Genomic DNA, 19,168 nt, shown 5'->3' on the forward strand with positions numbered 1-19,168 from the left:
AGTAATCGGTGTGTAGGGTCAGGACACGCCGTCCAGGCGTTGCCAGCCCCGGGCGGTAAGCAGCGCGAAGACCAGTCCGAAGAGGCCGAGTACGCCCAGCGAATGTCCCCAGTCCGCGGCTTTGACACCGGTGATGTCGAGCGCCAGCGCGGCCAGGTGGTAGGGCGGCAGCCACTCGGCCACGGCCTGCAGCCAGCCCGGGAACATCGTGGACGGAATCCACAGGCCGGACAGGAAGCCCATCGGCAGGTACACGATATTGAGAACCGCGGGGGCGGCGTTGGGGCCGAGCCACAAGCCGAGCGCCAGTCCCATCAGGCAGAAAGGCAGGGCGCCGACGGTGAGGATTGCGGCCAGGCCCAGCCACTGCCAGCTTTCCAGGCGCACATCGGCGAAGCCGGCAGCCAGCGTGCTCAGGGTGACCACAATGATGATCGCGAAGACAATGGCGCCAAAGGCCTTGCCGGCGATAACAGCCGACACCGGCGCAGGCGAGGCCCGCAGCAGCAGCAGCCAGCCCTGGGCGCGTTCGGTGGCAATGCTGACACCGAAGGAGAAAAGGGCCGCACCCATGATGCCGAACGTGGCAAAGGTGCACAGCAGCCACAGCGACTGGCCGCGCAGCATGAGCAGGCCGAAGAAGACGTAGAACATCACCGGGAAAAGCAGGGTCGGCAGGGTGTAGGCCGGGGTGCGCAGCAGGTTGAGCCATTGTGCGCGGATAAGCTGGGCGGAAGGGTTGGCGGCGATCATGCGGCCTCCTGCTCATCGGCGTCGATACAGGTCAGGGCGAGGAAGGCGGCTTCCAGGTCGGCACCGGCGACTTCCAGCTCGTCGAGGGACGCGTCAGCGGCCAGTAGTGCGCGAACGGTTTCGGTGCCGTTCCGACTCAGGATTTCGGTCCGTTCGTCGCTGGTGGTCACGTTCTGCACGGCCGGCATGGTCCGAATCCGTTCAGGCTTCAGCGCCGTGCGCACCCGGATGCGGTCGCTGGGTACGCGCCGACGTACTTCGTCGGGCGTGCCCTGATCGAGAATGCGTCCGTGGTCGAGCACGATTACGTAGTCGGCGAGCTTCTGCGCCTCGTCCATGAAGTGCGTGCAAAGCAGAATGGAGACGCCGGCTCGTCGTCGCGATTCGATGGCGCGCCACAGGATGCGACGCGCACCCGGATCGAGGCCGGTGGTCGGTTCATCGAGGATCAGCCAGTCCGGCCGGCCGATGACGGCCAGGGCGAACAGCACGCGCTGCTTCTGGCCGCCCGACAGGCGGTCGAAACGCCGGTCAGCCAGGTCGGCCAGGCCGAGTTCATCAAGCAAGCCGATCTGCGAGTCCGGCTCGGGATAAAAGCTGGCGAACAGGGCCAATAACTCCGCCACGGTCAGGTTGCCCTGCACACCCTTGGATTGCAGCATGACGCCGATGCGCTGTTGCGCCCCGCGTTGTCCCGGCACCAGTGATCCGAACAGTTCGATCCGTCCTTGCTGAATCGGTAGTACGCCCAGCAGCAGGTGAATCAGCGTGGTCTTGCCGGCACCGTTGGGGCCGAGCAGGGCGGTGACCCGGCCGCCGCGGAGCGCCAGGTCGATGCCGGCCAGCGCCGGCGTCGTTCCGTATTGATGATGCAGCGCCGAGCATTCGGCAACCACTGGCTTGTCCATATTGGTCTCTCCGATCCATTGTCAGAGACAGTGTGGACAAGCCGACGCCCTCGGCCCAGTGACGGCCCTCAGGAATCGCTTATGACAATTGTCACGTCATGCCGGCTTTCTGCATGGCTTCCTGCATGAAGCGCTCGGCCACGAGTCGGCCGGGACGGTCCTTGAGGCCGGTCCAGTAAGCCACGAACTCCGGGCGTTCGTCGATCGTCCCGAACTGCATGCCCCAGCCGATCTGCGAGCCCACGTAGACGTCGGCGGCGCTGAAGTGTTCACCGGCGATGTAGCGACGATCGCGAACCGCGCCGGCCAGTGTGTCGAGCGTTCTGTCCAGTGAGCCGAACCCCAGCATGGCCTGCTGCTTCTCGGTCGGCTCGAGCCCGCAGGCCTTGGCGCCCACGGCGGCCTCCAGCGGCCCGGCGGCGAAGAACAGCCAGCGGTAATAGTCGGCCCGCTCGGCTCGCGGCGGGGCCAGGTTGGCGTCGGGAAAGGCGTCGGCCAGATAGGCGCATATGGCGGCGACCTCGGTGACGATTCTTCCGTCATGCACGATTGCCGGCACTTTGCCCATGGGGTTGATACGCAGGTAGTCGTCGGACTTCATGGCCGGTCCGTACTCGATGACCTGCATGTCGTAGGGCTCGCCGATTTCCTCGAGCATCCAGTGGACGATGCCGCCGCGCGACATCGGGTTGGTGTAGAAGGTGATTGCCGGGCTCATGGCGGATCCTGTCATTGGGCTCGGTTTTGAACTATACCGATTACCGCATTCGCGCAACAGTGACCATGGGCATGCTTGGCGTTACTGGCGCCCGTCGCTATAGTGGAGTGCTACTCCGCTTGGGTTGTTCTCGATGAAGCGCACGATTCGACATTCACGTTACTGGCCAGTGCCGTTCTTCTTGCTGCTGATCTGGCCTGCGCTTGCGTTGGGTGAAGTTCCCGACAGTTTCATGCGCCTGACCGAAGGTGACGGCGCCAAGCCCCGGGCCCTGCAGGTGGCGTTGGCACACTATCGGGATGGTCGGGGGCGCACGCTTGATCTCGTCGGTGCCGTCCATGTGGCTGATCGCGGGTATTTCGAGGGTCTGCAGGATCGATTCGACAACTACGACGTGGTGCTCTACGAGATGGTGGGCGATCCAGGCGGCACGGGCGGGCCTCCGGCCAGTATCGGGCTGAATCTGGTCGGCCTGCTCCAGGGCGGCATGAAGGACGCCCTGGGCCTGGCCTTCCAACTCGAGGAAATCGATTACGATCGCCGCAACTTCGTGCACGCCGACATGACGCCGGCGGAGTTCAGCGACAGCATGAAGCGCCGGGAGGAATCCTGGATGGGCACGTTCTTGCAGTTATGGGCAGTTTCTTCGGTAACCCAGGACCCCGCCGCGCAGCAAGCGCAGCTTCTGAAAGTAATGTTTGCCAGGGATCGACAGATGGCGCTCAAGCGCATGATGGCCGAGTCCCTGGTCGACCAGGCTCATGTTCTCGAGGTACTGGCCGATGAGGACGGGTCGGTGCTGATTACCGAGCGTAATCGCAAGGCCCTGTCGGTGCTCAAGCGAGAACTGGACAAAGGCGCCCGAGATCTGGCGCTCTTCTACGGCGCCGGTCATTTGCCCGACTTTCACCGGCGCCTGACCGCCGAGTACGGCTTCGAACTCGAGCGCGTAGAGTGGCTGGACGCCTGGAGTCTGAGCGGGAAGTAATGGCTGTCTCGAGTGGTGTGCTGCCAACCCGGTTTCGCTATCGGCTCAGCCCGGTCAACACGCGTCGCGGCTTGTGGGTCGTAGCGGCTTCTCTGGTGTCCCTGTTGATTCTGGCCACGTTGGCCTCCGACGCCAGCCTGGCCGAAACCATCCTCGAGGACCTTCGGGCACAACCGCCCTGGGCCGTGGCGCTGGTGGTGATCGGAATCGTTTTGCTGGCGCTCATGATGGTCCGGATCGCGTCGATGGCGCGCGACGCCTGGCTGGTGACTGATTCCGATGGAATTCGCTGTTCACCGCACCGCCAACATGGTCCGGGATGGCTGCGCCACGATTGGCAATTGTCCTGGTCGGGCATCGACAAGGCCATCGTTCAGCGTCCCGGTCCCAGGTCTCACCGGCTGCAAAGCTGGTTCTTCACAACCCTGACCCTCGAAAGCGAGGGCGGGCGCTACGACCTGGCGCTGCTGAACTGGGAGCCGCTCGACGAGCCGCTGGAACGACCCGACATCATGGCTCTGCGTCCGGGCAAGCGCCTGCATCGACTAACCGAGACCCACCCGCTCATCCGGCATCTCGAGCAGCGCGACATTCCGGTCGAGTATCGCCCGCTCGGCTTTCGTAGGCGCTGGGGCCTGAACAGGCCCAAGGCCGACCAGACCGAAACGGAAGGCGAGGTGCCGGTCGATCTTTTGTCCTTTCCATCGCTGGCCATCATGTTGGCGTTGATGTGCGTGCTTGGGGTGGCCGTGGCCCTGCATTTCACCGTTCTGCCGCCGATTCGCGCGCTGTGGTCGCCGAACTACGGCGTGCTGGCGTTCGGTGGCTGCACGGTTTTCGCGCTTGCCGCAATGCTGTCCAGAGCGGCGCCTGCCCGGGAAAGAACCGTGGTCGCGCTGCTGCTGGGCATCACCGTTGCCCTGTTGGCCCATCCGCTTACCGCGCGCTTTCTTGCCTTGACCGGCGAGGATCCGGTACTGGTCGAATACCTTGTCGATGCCCCCGGCCGATTCCAGCCGCTCGACGCACGCCACCCGGCCCTCGACCTGAGCGATCTGGATATTCCGGAATATTGGAACAGTCTTTCCGAGGACGCCGTTCATCCATTTGAGCTGCACGCAGTGGGGGAGGGTCGCTATATCCTGCGGCTGGACCATTTGTTCGAGCGCACCCGGTCGTTCTACTCGAACATGGCGGCCGATTGAACGATTATCCGCACTCGCGTCTTGAAGGCGCTGCATCCGGGTGACTGTCGGCAATGAACCGGGCTGTCGAGGGCGCCCGGGGAGCTTTTGGTATACGGCTGGTTCCTTGTTGTTCGAGAACCAGCTCTCTCAGCAGTGCCAGGGCAATCAGGCCGGGTGAACCCGCCTGCCGTGCAACCTGCTCGGCCTCGTGATAGATCGATGCCGGAGGCCAGACGCCATCGATACGAACGCTGGCAGCGGTGAAAAGCACCACGAGAACGACGACGAGAATGATGCGCATGATTCGGCTCCTTGCCGATTTTGATCTTAAGACGTCCACGGAGCGCAAAAGGTTGCACCGTGTCGGCAATTCGCTCACATGACGACGGCGGTCGCTTCACCATGCGCCGTAGTATGGTGATTTCGTTCAAGTTCCCAGTTCGGACAGGGCTGTAGGCAGTCGGTACAATAGCCGGTCCGAATTCTGAATCTGGTCCTGGAGAGAACCGGCATGGTGCAACAGTATCCGCATCCCGACGACATCGATTCGCACGAGACCCAGGAGTGGCTGGAGTCACTGGCGGCGGTCGTCGATCGCGACGGCCCGGAGCGGGCGCACTTCATCCTCGAGCGCCTGGTCGAGCTGGCCCGTCGGTCAGGGGCGCACCTGCCGTTTGACCTGACCACCGCTTACATCAATACGATTCCGCCGCATCGCGAGCCGAACATGCCCGGCGACGGAGCGATGGAACGGCGTATCCGTTCGATCATCCGCTGGAACGCCATGGCCATGGTCGTGCGCGCCGCGCGCCGCGGCGGCGAGCTGGGCGGTCATATCGCCAGTTTTGCGTCGGCCGCGACGCTTTATGACGTCGGATTCAACCACTTCTTCAAGGGGCCCGATCACGAGGACGGCGGCGACCTGGTCTACATTCAGGGCCATTCCTCGCCAGGCATCTATGCACGCGCCTTCCTCGAGGGCCGGATGACCGAGGAACAACTCGACGGTTTCCGCCAGGAGGTCGATGGTGAGGGCATCAGTTCCTATCCGCATCCCTGGCTGATGCCGGACTTCTGGCAGTTCCCGACCGTGTCGATGGGCTTGGGTCCCATCATGTCGATCTACCAGGCACGTTTTCTCAAGTACCTGACCAACCGCGGCATCACCGACGCCGGCAAGCGCAAGGTCTGGAGCTTTCTCGGCGACGGCGAGATGGACGAGCCGGAATCGCTCGGTGCGCTTTCGCTGGCTGGCCGAGAGAAACTCGACAACCTGGTGTTCGTGGTCAACTGCAACCTGCAGCGTCTCGATGGGCCGGTGCGGGGTAACGGCAAGATCATCCAGGAACTGGAGGGCTATTTCCGGGGCGCGGGCTGGAACGTGGTCAAGGTGATCTGGGGATCCTACTGGGACCCGTTGCTGGCACGCGACACCAAGGGCCTGTTGAGAAGGCGCATGGAAGAGGCCGTTGACGGCGACTATCAGAAGTACAAGGCCAACGACGGCGCTTACGTGCGCGAGCACTTCTTCGGCGCCTATGACGAATTGAAGGAGATGGTCGCCGACCTGTCCGACGAGGACATCTGGCGGCTCAACCGCGGCGGTCACGATCCGCACAAGATTTACTCGGCCTACCATGCCGCCACCAACCATGAGGGCCGTCCCACGGTCATCCTGGCCAAGACCATCAAGGGCTACGGTCTGGGCCAGTCGGGCGAGGGCCAGAATATTTCGCACCAGCAGAAAAAGCTCGACGACGAGGGCGTGAAGTACTTCCGCGACCGTTTCAATGTTCCGGTGGCTGACGAAAAGCTCTCGGACGTGCCCTACTACCATCCGGGCGAGGACTCCGAAGAAGTCCGTTACATGAAAAAGCGCCGGGAAGAACTGGGCGGATTCCTGCCACAGCGCAAGATTGAATACGAAGCACTGGCGGTGCCCGAACTCGATGCATTTTCCAAGATGCTCGAGTCGACCGGCGAGCGCGAGATTTCGACCACCATGGCTTTCGTGCGCTGCCTGGCCGTATTGCTGCGCGACAAGAAGATCAAGGACCACGTGGTACCGATCATCTGCGATGAAGCGCGCACCTTCGGCATGGAGGGCCTGTTCCGCCAGATCGGTATCTACGCGCCCTTCGGCCAGCTCTACGAACCGGTCGACTCCGACCAGCTGGCCTACTACAAGGAAGCGAAGGAGGGCCAGGTGTTGCAGGAAGGCATCACCGAGGCCGGTTCGATGAGCTCCTGGATCGCCGCGGCGACCAGTTATGCCTCGTCCGGTGTGCCGATGATTCCGTTCTACGCGTTCTACTCGATGTTTGGTTTCCAGCGCATCGGCGACCTGGCCTGGGCGGCCGGCGACATGCGTGCGCGCGGTTTCCTGATTGGCGGCACCTCGGGTCGGACCACGCTCAACGGCGAGGGTCTGCAGCACGAAGACGGCCACAGCCAGGTCCAGGCGGGCCTGATTCCCAACTGCGTGTCGTACGACCCGACTTTCGCCTACGAGCTTGCGGTGATCCTGCAAGATGGCCTCAGGCGGATGTACGCCGACGGCGAGGATGTCTATTACTACATCACCGTGCTCAACGAAAACTACCAGCACCCGGAGATGCCCGAAGGCGCCGAGGACGGTATCCGCAAGGGGATGTATCTGTTGCGGGACTCGGGACTCGGGAATCGGGACTGGGAAAAGCCGGTGGTTCAGCTGATGGGTTCGGGTTCCATCCTGCGCGAAGTGATTGCCGCGGCCGATATCCTGAAGGACGACTACGGCGTCGCGTCCGATATCTGGTCGGTAACCAGCTTCAACGAGGTGCGCCGCGAAGGCCAGGCAGTCAGCCGGCGCAACCGGCTCAAACCCGACGAGTCGCCGAAAACACCCTATATTACCGGCCTGCTCAAGGACCGAAACGGGCCGGCGGTGGCGGCTACTGATTACGTGCGCGCCTTCGCCGACCAGGTGCGCGAGTTCGTGCCCCAGGACGACTACATCGTGCTCGGTACCGACGGCTACGGCCGTTCGGACACGCGCGAGAACCTGCGCCGCTTTTTTGAAGTCGACCGCTACCAGGTCGCCTGGGCTGCGCTGGTCGGTCTCAATCGGCAGGGCCGGTTCGATGACGACAAGCTGGTCAAGGCCCGGAGTGCGCTCAGTATCGATCCCGAAAAGCCGCTGCCCACTTCAGTGTAGGGTGCAAAGCGTTTATGAAACCGCAGATTACGCAGATTTGCGCAGATTCGATGAACGAGAGAGTCGGAATGCGTCATCGGCTGTCCGGCTGCCGTAACGAGTCGCGAGCGGCGAGCATCCAGTCGATTCGCAATTCCAATCTGCGTCAATCTGCGAAATCTGCGGTTCCACAGGCTTTGAATCACTTAGCGAGTACGCCATGAGCAAGAAGCAGGAAATCAAGGTCCCCGATATCGGTGACTTCGACAAGGTGCCGGTTATCGAGGTGCTGGTGTCGGAAGGCGACGAGATCGAGAAGGAGCAGTCGCTGGTCACGCTCGAATCGGACAAGGCGACCATGGAAGTGCCGTCGTCGGCGGCCGGCAAGCTGATCGAGTTGAAGGTCTCCGAGGGCGATGAAGTCGGGGAAGGCGATGTCATTGGCGTGGTCGAGGTGGCGGCCGACGACGGTGAGGAGGCTGCTGACGATGGCGACTCCGGGGACGAGAAGGAAAAGGGTTCAGAGGGGTCGTCGGAAGACAACGGGAAGGCCGAGACGTCTGAGTCATCCGATGAGGCTGAGGAAGCCCGCCCTGAAACCGGAAACCGGAAACCCGAAACCTCGTCGCGCAGCGACGATCTCCCGGCACCGCCTGTGCCATTCGAAGGGATGGGCAAGGATCCTTCGCAACTGCCACATGCCTCGCCGGCGGTGCGCAGGCTGGCGCGTGAGCTTGGTGTCGACTTGTCCGGCGTCGAGGGCTCAGGCCGCAAGGGGCGCATTACCGAGGAAGACCTCAAGGGCCACGTCAAGCAGGCGATGGAATCCGGCGGTGGCACTGGGGCCGGTGCCGGGCTGAACATTGCAGCGCCGCCGAAGATCGATTTTTCGAAGTTCGGCGAAATCGAGGAAGAAAAGCTTTCGCGCATCAAGCAGATATCCGGGCCCAACCTGCACCGCAACTGGGTCTCGATTCCGCACGTCACCCAATTCGACGAAGCCGACATCACCGAGATGGAAGCCTTCCGCCAGGCCAGCAAGATGCAGGCCGAAGAAGCCGGCACCAAGATGACGCCGCTGGTGTTTCTGATCCAGGCCGTGGTGGCGGCACTCAAGGCGTTCCCGCAATTCAACGCTTCGCTGTCGAACGATGGCAAGACGCTGATCCGGAAGAACTATTTCCATATCGGCGTGGCGGTGGATACGCCCAACGGTCTGATGGTGCCGGTGATTCGCGACGCCGATCAGAAAGGCCTGATCGAACTGGCACAGGAGCTGACCGACCTGTCGACGCGAGCACGCGACGGCAAGCTCAAGGGTGACGAAATGAAGGGTGGCTGCTTTTCGATTTCGAGCCTGGGCGGTATCGGTGGCACGGCGTTCACGCCCATCATCAATGCCCCCGAGCTGGCCATCCTGGGCGTGTCGCGTTCAGAGATGAAACCGGTCTGGGACGGCGAGCAGTTCGAGCCCAGGCTGATGCTGCCGCTGTCGCTGTCCTACGACCACCGTGTTATCGACGGTGCGGATGCAGCGCGATTCACGCGCTTTCTGGCCGAACAGCTCGAGGATTTGAGGCGGTTGCTGCTTTGACCACCCGAAGCACCGGCTTCGGCATGATGCTGGTTGCGGCGCTCGGTACGCTGCTGTTGTTGACCTTTGTGTTCTCAGGCCTGCTCGAAGAGCGTGGCAACCCCAACCGGCAGGTGCAGAGCCAGCGCGTCGACGGAGGTATCGAGGTGGTACTCGAGGCCGATCGCCAGGGGCATTTCGTGGCCACCGGTGCGATCAATGGCCGCGAAGTCACCTTTCTGGTCGATACGGGTGCCACATTGGTGTCGGTGCCCGAAGGTCTTGCCGACCGTCTCGGCCTGGAACGACTGGCGCCGATTGGACTGGAAACGGCGGCCGGCGCTGTCCAGGGCTGGCTGACCCGGCTCGACGAGGTGCGCCTGGGCGAGATTGTCCAGCGTGACGTGCGCGCCGCCATCAACCCGGGCCGCCACGAGACGGTGCTCCTGGGCATGAGTTTCCTGCGTGGCCTGGAATTGAACCAGTCGGATGGGCAATTGCGTCTGGTGGCTAATTAAGACCTGCGGTTTCACAGACTTTGAATCAGGAAGCGAGTAAGCCATGAGCAAGAAGCAGGAAATCAAGGTCCCCGACATCGGCGATTTCGACAAGGTGCCGATCATCGAGGTGTTGGTATCGGAAGGCGACGAGCTCGAGAAGGAGCAGTCGCTGGTCACGCTCGAATCGGACAAGGCGACCATGGAAGTGCCTTCGCCGGCAGCCGGCAAGCTGGTCGAGCTGAAGGTCTCCGAGGGGGACGAGGTCGGAGAAGGTGATGTTATCGGCGTGGTCGAGGTGGAATCCGAGGACGGAAACGGCGAGTCTGATGAAGGCGGCTCCGGGGAGGAGGAAGAAAAGGGTTCAGGTTTCAGCGGTCAGGGTTCAGGAGAGCCTTCGGACGACTCGGAGAAGGCTGAAGCATCTGAGTCCTCCGATGGAGCTGACGAAGCCCGCCCTGAAACCCGAAACCTGAAACCTGAAACCGATCGTGATCCCACGGATCACGATTACGACTTCGACCTTGCCGTACTAGGGTCCGGCCCGGCCGGTTATACGGCCGCCTTTCGTGCGGCCGATCTGGGTTTGAAGGTCGCCCTGATCGAGCGTTACGACTCGATTGGCGGCGTGTGCCTCAATGTCGGCTGCATTCCCTCCAAGGCCTTGCTGCACGTTGGCCAGGTCATCGACGCGGCCGAGCACCTGGGCGAACACGGGGTGAAATTCGGCCAGCCGGAGCTCGATATCGACAAGCTGCGCGAGTTCAAGAACGACGTGGTCGGTAAGCTCACCGGCGGCCTGGCCGGTATGGCAAAGAAGCGCAAGGTCGAAGTGATCCAGGGTATGGGTCAGTTCAGCGGCGAACACGAGTTGGCCGTCGAACATGAAGGCAAGGATCGGACCATCAGCTTCAATCAGTGCATCATCGCTGCCGGCTCGCGCGTGATCGAGATTCCCAATGTGCCCTGGGACGATGATCGGGTGATCGACTCGACCGGTGCACTGGAACTGGCCGACGTGCCCGAGCGCCTGCTGGTCATCGGCGGCGGCATCATCGGCCTGGAAATGGCCTGTGTCTACCGCGCGCTCGGTTCGGACGTCACCGTGGTCGAAATGATGAAGCAACTCATGCCCGGCGCGGATGCCGACCTGGTCAAGCCGCTCCATCAGCACCTGAAAAAGCAGGGCGTGACATTCCACCTGGAAACGAAGGTGGAAAAGGTCGAGGCCGGCGACAAGGCGCTGACCGCGCAGTTCGACGGCAAGGATGCACCGGATTCGGCCGATTTCGATCGCGTGCTGGTCTGCGTCGGGCGGCGGCCCAACGGCGATCAGCTCAATGCCGAGGCCGCCGGGGTGGAGGTCGATGACAAGGGCTTCATCGCCGTCGACGGGCAGATGCGCACCAATGTCGACCACATCTATGCCATCGGCGACATCGTCGGCCAGCCGATGCTGGCACACAAGGGCTCCTACGAAGGCAAGGTGGCCGCGGAAGTAGCCGCTGGCGAGAAGCGCGCGGCCGATGCACGTGTGATCCCCTCGGTGGCCTACACCGATCCGGAAGTTGCCTGGGTCGGCTTGACCGAAGCGCAGGCGAAAGACAAAGGCATCGACTACGGTGTCGGCAAGTTCCCCTGGGCCGCCTCGGGTCGGGCGCTGGGTATGGACCGAAGCGAAGGCTTCACCAAGTTGATCTTCGATACCGAAAACGGCCGCCTGATCGGCGCCGGCGTGGTCGGTTTGCATGCCGGCGACCTGATTGCCGAACTCACCCTGGCCATCGAGATGGGCTGCGACGTTGCCGATATCGGCCTGACCATCCACCCGCATCCGACCCTGTCGGAGTCGGTAATGATGGCCGCCGAGGCTTACGAGGGCACGATTACCGACCTCTACATGCCGAAGAAATAGCTCGCGTTCTTCGCTCGGGTCGGTCCTATAGCAGCCGCCAGCCGAGCCAGATCAGGCAAAAGACGACGAGAAATACGAAGCCGGTCCAGGCCAGTCCAAGGAGCAGTCCGCGGGGCCGGTATTCGACCGGCGTGTGCTCGCTGGTCAACAGCTTCAGGTTGATCCAGGCCAGGATCGGCGCGGCCAGGAACGAGACCGTGGTGGCGAAGTCGATCAGCGCGGTGAAGCGGTGGCCGAAGAAGTGGATGACCACCAGCGCACCGATCGTCACCAGCAGCAGTGCGCCGACGTAGCGGGTGCGGTGCCGGCCTGCATCGGCCACCGCGTCTTCCGACGCTTCGACCTTTCCCGTGACTTCGATCAGGGCGCGCAAAACCCGTGGGAAGCCATCGGTCACCGCCAGCGTGGTGGAAAACATGGTGGTCAGTGCGGCCACGGCGATAACCGGCCGCGACCATTCTCCCAGGGTGAGAGCATAGAGATCGACCAGGCGCCCGGAAAAGGCCACGGCCGAGGCGGGCAGGGGTTCGCCGCTGCCGTGCAGCAGAAGGGCGCCGAGCAGCAGGAACAGGATCGCCAGGACGGTGGCACCGACGTAGCCAAGATGAAAGTCGAATACGGCATGGCGAACGCTGGGACGCTGGCCGGTCTGCTCCGCCCGCTCGAGGGTCCACAGCGAATGCCAGGCCGCCACGTCCAGCGGTATGGGCATCCAGCCGAGCAGGGCCAGGGTGAAGGCGATGCCACCCGCCGTCCAGACGCGGTCGATATTGGCCAGCGGGTCGAGTGCCCGCCATTCAGGGCCCGAGCCGAGCGCGAGCAACACGGCCAGCAGCGTCGAGATCGCCAGCACGGTCATGATGATCTTCATGAGCAAGTCGAGCCCGCGATAGCGACCAATGGCCAGCACCAGCAGGCAACTGATCAGTACGCCGGCGGAAAGCTGGGTGATCGATGCCTCCAGCCCGAACACCACTCCGGCCAGTCCGGCCGCGACCACCGTGACACCGGCTTCGACGATGAACATGGTGCCGAGCGTGATCAGTGCAAACAACGCCAGGGCCCATCGACCGAGCCGACGGTAGCCCCGGATCAGGCTCTCGCCGGTGGCGGCCGCGTAGCGTGGGCCGAATTCCAGGAATGGGAACTTGAGAATACAAGCGAGTATGACCAGCGCCAGCAAGCTGGTACCGTAGTCGGCACCAGCGCGAGTCGACTGCACCAGATGAGAAACGCCGACAGCGGCGCCGGCCATCAACAGGCCCGGCCCGAGCGCTGCGAGCAGCCGCGCATGGCGTTTGCTTGCAAAAGTAAAGAACATGTTCATATCATACAATCTGGATCAGTCGAACCAGCACCATACTCGACGGTATTGATCGATGAATAAACCACCTCTGCCTTGGGGAGAAATCTGATGAAGTCATGCCGATACCTGGCGCCCGCACTCGCACTACTGTTGCTGGCCGGTTGCGGCGGCAGTTCCAGTGTGGACCGCACCGTACCGCAAGAACCCGCCACCAATCCTGATGGGGAGCCCGTTGACGGCGTGATCACCGCCGTGTTCGACCCGGGCAACGGCAATATTCCATTGCCGAACAGCCTGTTGCTGTCCGGCACGACCGACCTGACACTCAACCCACCAGTCGCGGACCCGGAAGACTTCAGTGACCCGCTGGCGGCACTGGGCACGCTGGATGGGTTCAGCACCGTGGCCCCCTGGACCTTCAGCTTCACCGCCTCGGTCGATCCCGATACGGTGGTGCCGGGCAGCACCGTGCGTTTTTACGAAGTTCAGTTCCAGCAGGGGACGGCTGCGGTCACCGGTGTCAATCGTGAGCTGGTTCCGGGGCAGGATTACGTGGCCGCGGTTGCGTCATCCGACCCCAATGGACAGACCGTGGCGATCGTTCCGCTGCGCCCGCTGCAGGAGATGACCGGCTACATGGCGGTTGTGACCAACGGAATCCGCGACCTCGACGGCAATCCGGCCACGCCTTCGCAGACCTACTTCCTGGCCAAGCGCCCCGACCCCCTGGTCGACGCGGAGGGCAACAGCACCGATCCGCTGCTCGACGACGAGACCGCGCAGGCGCTCGAGCCGCTGCGTCAGCTCATCAATACCCATCTGGCGGCCGCCGGCTCACAGGGCGTGGCCCGCGACAGCGTCGTGCTCTCGTCGACCGCCACCACGCAGTCGATTACGCCCGTTCTCAACACCGTGCGTTCGCTGATCGGGCCGACCTCGAGCCAGATTGCGCAGGCCTGCCTGGCACCAGGCAGCTGCCTGACCACGGCCGACGTCCTGCCGCCGGGTGCATCGCCGGGCATTGCCGATCTTTACATGGGTGTGGTTGAACTGCCGTACTTCCTCGGCGTCCCAACGCCCCAGGATCCGACTGCACCTCTGGATGATTTTTGGCGCGCCGCACCGGGCAACTACGTGCCGCCTTTCGACCAGTTCGGCCTGGACCCGACCTCGACCAATATCACGGTCGCCAACCCGATTCCGGTCGAGACCGATCGCCAGGTTGTACCGGTGCTGATTACGGTACCCAACTCGATGTCGGGCCAGACGCGCCCGGCCGCCGGCTGGCCAGTGGTGATCTTCCAGCACGGCATCACCGGCAACCGTTCGCAGATGCTTGCCCTGGCTGACACCATGGCCTCTCAGGGCTTTGCGGTGGTCTCCATCGACATGCCGCTGCACGGCATTACCGATCAGTCCAGTCCGCTCTACATCGACAACACGCCGTTCGCCCCGCTGGCCAATGAGCGCACCTTCGATCTCGATCTGCAGGACAACGAAACGTCTGCTCCGGGACCCGACGGCATGATCGACGGCTCCGGCGCCTGGTTCATCAATCTGCAGAGCCTGCTGACCTCACGCGACAACCTGCGCCAGGCTCAGGTCGACCTGTCGACTCTGGCGCTGAACATCCCCGAGATGGACATCGACGGTGATGGGATCTCCGACCTTGACGGTTCGAACATCAATTTCGTCGGCATCTCGCTCGGTGCGATGGCGGGTGTGCCCTTCCTGGCGGTCGAGCCGACCGTTGGCAACGGGGTCCTGTCGGTGCCGGGCGGCGGCATTGCCAACCTGCTGTCCGGCTCCGAAACTTTCGGGCCGCGCATCCGGGCCGGACTCCAGCAAGCCGGCGTGGAACCCTTCTCACCCGAATACTTCCAGTTTCTTTTCGCTGCGCAGACGGTGATCGATGCCGCCGACCCGATCAACTGGGGCGCGGTGGCAGCCGCTCAGAATACGGTGTTGCTGCAGCAGGTTGCCGGTGATGCAGTCGTTCCAAATGCCGTCGCCGGTGCACCGCTTTCGGGTACCGAGCCACTCATCCGGATCATGGGTCTGGACGCGATCGTCGAGACCACGCAGGATCCGATGGGAATTCGCGGTGCCGTGCGCATGATCGAGGGAGATCACGGCTCGTTGTTGAGCCCGGCGGCATCACCCGCGGCCACGGCCGAAATGCAGGGACAGGCGGCCAGCATGGTTGCATCCGGTGGCGCATTGGTCGTCATCGGCGATCCGTCACTCATCCAGACCGACTGACAGGGAGAATTCGAACATGAAACGCCAAGCACTTTACGCACGTCGGCGCGGTCTCGGCCTCCGGCCCGGCATTCTGGCCGGCGCCATCGGTCTTGCCCTGGCGGCCCAGCATGCCCAGGCCATCGACTTCAGTACCGATGAAGTCGAGATCCGACTCGATTCCACCATCAGTTACGGCGTCGGGATGCGCGTCTCCGATCGCGACGACGACCTCATCGCCAAGTCACAGTTCGATCCCCTGGTCTCGCAGCGCTCGCTAGAGCAGCAGATCGCCACGCCGGGCCGTTTTTCGGCCAACTCGGATGATGGCAATCTCAACTTCGATCAGTGGGACCCGATCTTCAACCAGGCCCGCATCACGTCTGAACTGGCGATCAACTTCGACAACTTCGGGGCGTTCGTCCGCGGCAACTATTTCTACGACGTCACCCTCAGTGACATGGATGAGTTGCCCGATGGTGCCAAGGATCAGGCCGCCGAGCGGGCCCGATTGCTCGACGCTTACATCTATGGCGACTTTGACGTGGGCGAGAGGATGCTGTCGCTGCGCCTGGGTCGCCAGGTCGTCAGCTGGGGTGAGAGCACCTTCCTGGCCGGCGGCATCAACACGATCAATCCGGTCGACGTCACCGCCTTGCGGACGGCGGGTGCCGAACTCAGGGATGCCTTCCTGCCGCAGAACATGCTCTGGGCCAACATCGACTTGACGCCCAAACTGTCGGTCGAAGCGGTCGTGCTGGGCGAATGGGGCGAAGTCGAGGCGGAGCCCTCGGGTACATTCTTCGCCACCAACGATTTCGCGACCGCCGGCGGTCGCTACGCCATGCTCAATTTCGGCATGGTGCCGCAGCCGGTCAACAATCCGGACCTTTACGAAACGGTCTGCCGCAACGGTAACTTCCATGTCAGCGACCGGGATCTGCCCTTGCCGCTCATTGCCGCTGGGTGTGGCGCCTCGTTCCCGAGGGCGGCTGACAACAAGCCGGACGATGATGGCCAGTACGGGGTGGCGTTTCGCTACTACGCGCCGGCGCTGAATGAAACCGAGTTCGGGTTCTACTATCTGCGCTACCACAGCCGACTGCCGGTACTCTCAGGACGGGCAGTGTCTACAACGGCGCCATCTTCGGGGGCGGTGATCGTTGAGTATCCGGAAGACATCGACCTGTGGGGCGTGAGCTTCAACACCACGGTGGGTGGCTGGTCGCTGGGCGGTGAAGTCAGCTATCGAGAGAACTTGCCGCTTCAGATCGACGATGTCGAGCTGCTCTACGCAGGTCTTTCGCCGCTCAATACCTTCATTCCGGAGCCCTACAATCGCTTCATCAGCCAGCTCGGTGATTACGCACCCGGTGAGTATGTTCGAGGCTACGAACGTCGCGAAGTTTCGCAGGCACAGTTCACCCTGACCAAGCTGTTCGGTCCGGGCAATCCCCTGCGCGCCGATCAGGTAGCGGTCGTCGGTGAGTTCGGTGTCACCCACGTCTGGGACCTGCCGCCCGAGAGCGAATTGCGCTTCGAGGGGCCGGGGACGGACACCTTCGGCGGCCCGTCGCGCCAGACCGGTGGCAACTCGCGTAGCCCCATCACCACGACCAGCGGCTACGCGACGGACACCAGCTGGGGTTATCGCCTGCTGATCGCGCCGACTTACAACAATGTGTTCGGCACGCCCTGGAATGCGACCCCCCGCATTGCTTTCAATCATGACGTCGACGGCGTAACACCGGGGCCGGGCGGCAACTTCATCGAAGGTCGTAAGCAGGTAACGCTGGGTGTGACCTTCAGCTATCTGTCGCGCTGGCAGGCGGGTATTTCCTATACCAACTTCTTTGGCGCGGGCACCAACAACCTGCTGGGAGACCGCGATTTCGTTGCGGCGTCCCTGAGCTACTCATTCTGAGCGGAGGTCCTCCATGACAGACAAAGACATCACCTACCGATTGAAGATCTTCGCCGCAGTACTGGCTCTTGCCGTACTGGTCGGCTGCGGTACCTCACCGGTTGCCGACGAGGAAGCGGCAGCCGACGAAGAGGCCTCCATGTCGGACAGCTTCGAGTCCGAGCGGGCCGAGGCAGAAGCCGAGCGCCAGGCGGCCGAGGAAGAGGCGGCCCGGCGGGAAGCCGAAGCTGAACGTGAGGCGGCTGAGCGGGCGGCTGCTGAGGAAGCGGCCCGGCGGGAAGCCGAAGCTGAACGTGAGGCGGCCGAGGAAGCGGCAGCCCGTCGGGCGGCGGAGGAAGAGGCTGCGCGCCAGGCGGCCGAGGAAGAAGCGGCCCGGCGAGAAGCCGAAGCCGAACGTGAAGCTGCCGGACAGGCGGCTGCGGAGGAAGCGGCCCGGCAAGAAGCCGAAGCGCAAGCCGCTGCGGAAGAAGCCGAGCGCCAGGCGGCCGAAGAGGAAGCGGCGCGGCAGGAAGCTGAACGTGAAGCCGCCGAGCAGGCGGCGGCCGAGGAAGCTGAGCGTCGGGCAGCCGAAGAACAGGCTGCTGCAGAACAAGCCGAGGCCGAGCAGGCATCGGACTCAGCGGACGAATCGGCTGCATTCGTCAACCTGGAGGACGCGCCCGATATCATTCCGCGCACGCCTGAGAACATCGAACGCCTGGGCCAGGACCTGACCCCGATGGGATCGATTCGCGCCGGCAACGAAGACGGCACGATCCCGGCCTGGGATGGCGGACTTACACGTGAGGATTGGCCGGCCGGCTATCAGCCCGGCGATCGTCATCCCGATCCTTACCCGGATGACGAGCCACTGTTCACCATCACCGGCGACAACTATCAGGAATACGCCGACCGACTGTCGGCCGGACAGATCGCCGTGTTCGAGCGCTATCCGGAAACCTACTACATGAAGGTCTACCCGACGCGCCGCAGCGCATCGTTCCCGGAGCGCATCTACCAGAAGACGCGTGAGAACGCCGAAACCGGGCGCCTGGTGGCCAATGGCGAAGGTGTTGCCGACGTCGCCGAAGGTTTCCCCTTCGCGCTGCCACAGAATGCCTACGAGCTGATCTGGAACCACAAGCTCAAGTACAAGGGAATCGGCGGTGCGCGCTACAACAACCAGGTGGTGCCGACTTCAAGCGGCAACTTCCAGCTCATTCGCCTGCGCGAGGAACTGCTCGGCCTTTATTACAAGGAAGGCATGACGCTTGAGGAAACCAACAACATCCTGCTCTATTTCTTCCAGGAAGTGGAGTCGCCGGCGCGCCTGGCCGGCAACATCCTGCTGGTCCACGAAACCCTCAACCAGATCGAGCAGCCGCGCCAGGCCTGGATCTACAACCCGGGTCAGCGGCGCGTGCGGCGCGCACCCAACGTGGCCTACGACAATCCGGGCACGGCTTCCGACGGCCTGCGTACCAATGACATGACCGACATGTTCAACGGTGCGATGGATCGCTACGACTGGGAAATCGTCGGCAAGAAGGAAATGTACATTCCGTACAATTCCTACGACGTTCACAGCGGTGACTTGACGGCCGATGACATCGTGCGTCCGGGCCATCTCAATCCCGAATACATGCGTTACGAGCTGCATCGTGTCTGGATCGTCGAGGCGAACCTGAAGGAAGGTACACGCCATATCCATCCGCGGCGCACCTTCTACCTCGACGAGGACAGCTACCAGATCGCGCTGACCGACCACTACGATCAGCGCGGCAACCTGTGGCGCGTGTCCGAGGCACACACCATCAACTATTACGAACTGCCCACCTACTGGTCGAGCATGCTGTCGCATATGGACCTGCAGTCGGGCCGCTACGTGGCAACGGGTCTGGACAACCAGGATCCGGTGCCGAGCTTCAACGTCGAGCTCAGCCCGAGCAATTACACGCCGCAGGCGCTGCGGACGCGGGGCCGGCGCTAAGCCGTAGACAAGCC

Annotated in this window: 14 protein-coding genes; 9 read left to right on the forward strand and 5 right to left on the reverse strand. The window is 63.0% G+C overall.

Annotation, left to right across the window (positions count from 1 at the left end; all coding sequences use genetic code 11):
• Window positions 1-18: 18 nt before the first annotated feature.
• From G4Y73_RS09540 to G4Y73_RS09550, 3 genes are all read right to left on the reverse strand, one after another.
• Window positions 19-753 carry an ABC transporter permease gene (locus G4Y73_RS09540; protein ID WP_164231415.1) on the reverse strand — a complete coding sequence of 245 codons (735 nt, stop codon included), beginning with the start codon at window positions 751-753 and terminating at the stop codon, window positions 19-21.
• Complete coding sequence (locus G4Y73_RS09545; RefSeq protein WP_164231416.1) at window positions 750-1,661, reverse strand: ABC transporter ATP-binding protein; 912 nt, start codon at window positions 1,659-1,661, stop codon at window positions 750-752. The genes G4Y73_RS09540 and G4Y73_RS09545 overlap by 4 nt, the downstream gene beginning before the upstream one ends.
• Before the next feature lie 91 nt (window positions 1,662-1,752).
• Window positions 1,753-2,379: a glutathione S-transferase family protein gene (locus G4Y73_RS09550; protein WP_164231417.1), complete on the reverse strand. Its 627-nt coding sequence runs from the start codon at window positions 2,377-2,379 to the stop codon at window positions 1,753-1,755.
• A 133-nt stretch (window positions 2,380-2,512) separates the two neighbouring features.
• Here G4Y73_RS09550 and G4Y73_RS09555 point away from each other — a divergent pair, with 133 nt between their 5' ends.
• Window positions 2,513-3,367 carry a hypothetical protein gene (locus G4Y73_RS09555; RefSeq protein ID WP_164231418.1) on the forward strand — a complete coding sequence of 285 codons (855 nt, stop codon included), beginning with the start codon at window positions 2,513-2,515 and terminating at the stop codon, window positions 3,365-3,367.
• Window positions 3,367-4,572 (forward strand): hypothetical protein, encoded by a 1,206-nt coding sequence (locus G4Y73_RS09560; protein WP_164231419.1) that lies wholly within the window; start codon window positions 3,367-3,369, stop codon window positions 4,570-4,572. Before G4Y73_RS09555 ends, G4Y73_RS09560 begins: the two co-directional genes overlap by 1 nt.
• Before the next feature lie 4 nt (window positions 4,573-4,576).
• On the opposite strand, the gene G4Y73_RS09565 is transcribed toward G4Y73_RS09560, so the two are convergent.
• Entirely contained in the window at window positions 4,577-4,855 is a 279-nt protein-coding gene (locus G4Y73_RS09565; protein WP_164231420.1) for a hypothetical protein, read from the reverse strand.
• A gap of 210 nt (window positions 4,856-5,065) precedes the next feature.
• Between G4Y73_RS09565 and aceE the strand changes: the two genes are divergently transcribed.
• From aceE to lpdA, 4 genes are all read left to right on the forward strand, one after another.
• Complete coding sequence (gene aceE / locus G4Y73_RS09570) at window positions 5,066-7,750, forward strand: pyruvate dehydrogenase (acetyl-transferring), homodimeric type (RefSeq protein WP_164231421.1); 2,685 nt, start codon at window positions 5,066-5,068, stop codon at window positions 7,748-7,750.
• A gap of 199 nt (window positions 7,751-7,949) precedes the next feature.
• Entirely contained in the window at window positions 7,950-9,323 is a 1,374-nt protein-coding gene (locus G4Y73_RS09575; protein ID WP_164231422.1) for a dihydrolipoyllysine-residue acetyltransferase, read from the forward strand.
• Window positions 9,320-9,820, forward strand: coding sequence for a TIGR02281 family clan AA aspartic protease (locus G4Y73_RS09580; RefSeq protein WP_240451274.1), 501 nt, complete (start codon window positions 9,320-9,322; stop codon window positions 9,818-9,820). Before G4Y73_RS09575 ends, G4Y73_RS09580 begins: the two co-directional genes overlap by 4 nt.
• Window positions 9,821-9,863: 43 nt before the next feature.
• Window positions 9,864-11,714 carry a dihydrolipoyl dehydrogenase gene (gene lpdA, locus G4Y73_RS09585; RefSeq protein WP_164231423.1) on the forward strand — a complete coding sequence of 617 codons (1,851 nt, stop codon included), beginning with the start codon at window positions 9,864-9,866 and terminating at the stop codon, window positions 11,712-11,714.
• Window positions 11,715-11,739: 25 nt separating this feature from the next.
• On the opposite strand, the gene G4Y73_RS09590 is transcribed toward lpdA, so the two are convergent.
• Window positions 11,740-13,035, reverse strand: coding sequence for a divalent metal cation transporter (locus G4Y73_RS09590; protein ID WP_240451275.1), 1,296 nt, complete (start codon window positions 13,033-13,035; stop codon window positions 11,740-11,742).
• Between the two features lie 93 nt (window positions 13,036-13,128).
• Here G4Y73_RS09590 and G4Y73_RS09595 point away from each other — a divergent pair, with 93 nt between their 5' ends.
• From G4Y73_RS09595 to G4Y73_RS13950, 3 genes are read left to right on the forward strand one after another with little or no spacing between them, the layout of a single operon-like run.
• Window positions 13,129-15,282, forward strand: a complete 2,154-nt coding sequence (locus G4Y73_RS09595; protein WP_164231424.1) for an Ig-like domain-containing protein — start codon at window positions 13,129-13,131, stop codon at window positions 15,280-15,282.
• Between the two features lie 16 nt (window positions 15,283-15,298).
• Window positions 15,299-17,185, forward strand: a complete 1,887-nt coding sequence (locus tag G4Y73_RS09600) for a DUF1302 domain-containing protein (protein ID WP_164231425.1) — start codon at window positions 15,299-15,301, stop codon at window positions 17,183-17,185.
• A gap of 13 nt (window positions 17,186-17,198) precedes the next feature.
• The gene (locus G4Y73_RS13950) at window positions 17,199-19,154 is read left to right on the forward strand and encodes a DUF1329 domain-containing protein (RefSeq protein WP_205596587.1); all 1,956 of its coding nucleotides are present in this window, start codon (window positions 17,199-17,201) and stop codon (window positions 19,152-19,154) included.
• The last annotated feature ends 14 nt before the right edge of the window (window positions 19,155-19,168 follow it).

The sequence above is a fragment of the Wenzhouxiangella sp. XN201 genome, assembly GCF_011008905.1.
Classification (GTDB): Bacteria; Pseudomonadota; Gammaproteobacteria; order Xanthomonadales; family Wenzhouxiangellaceae; genus Wenzhouxiangella.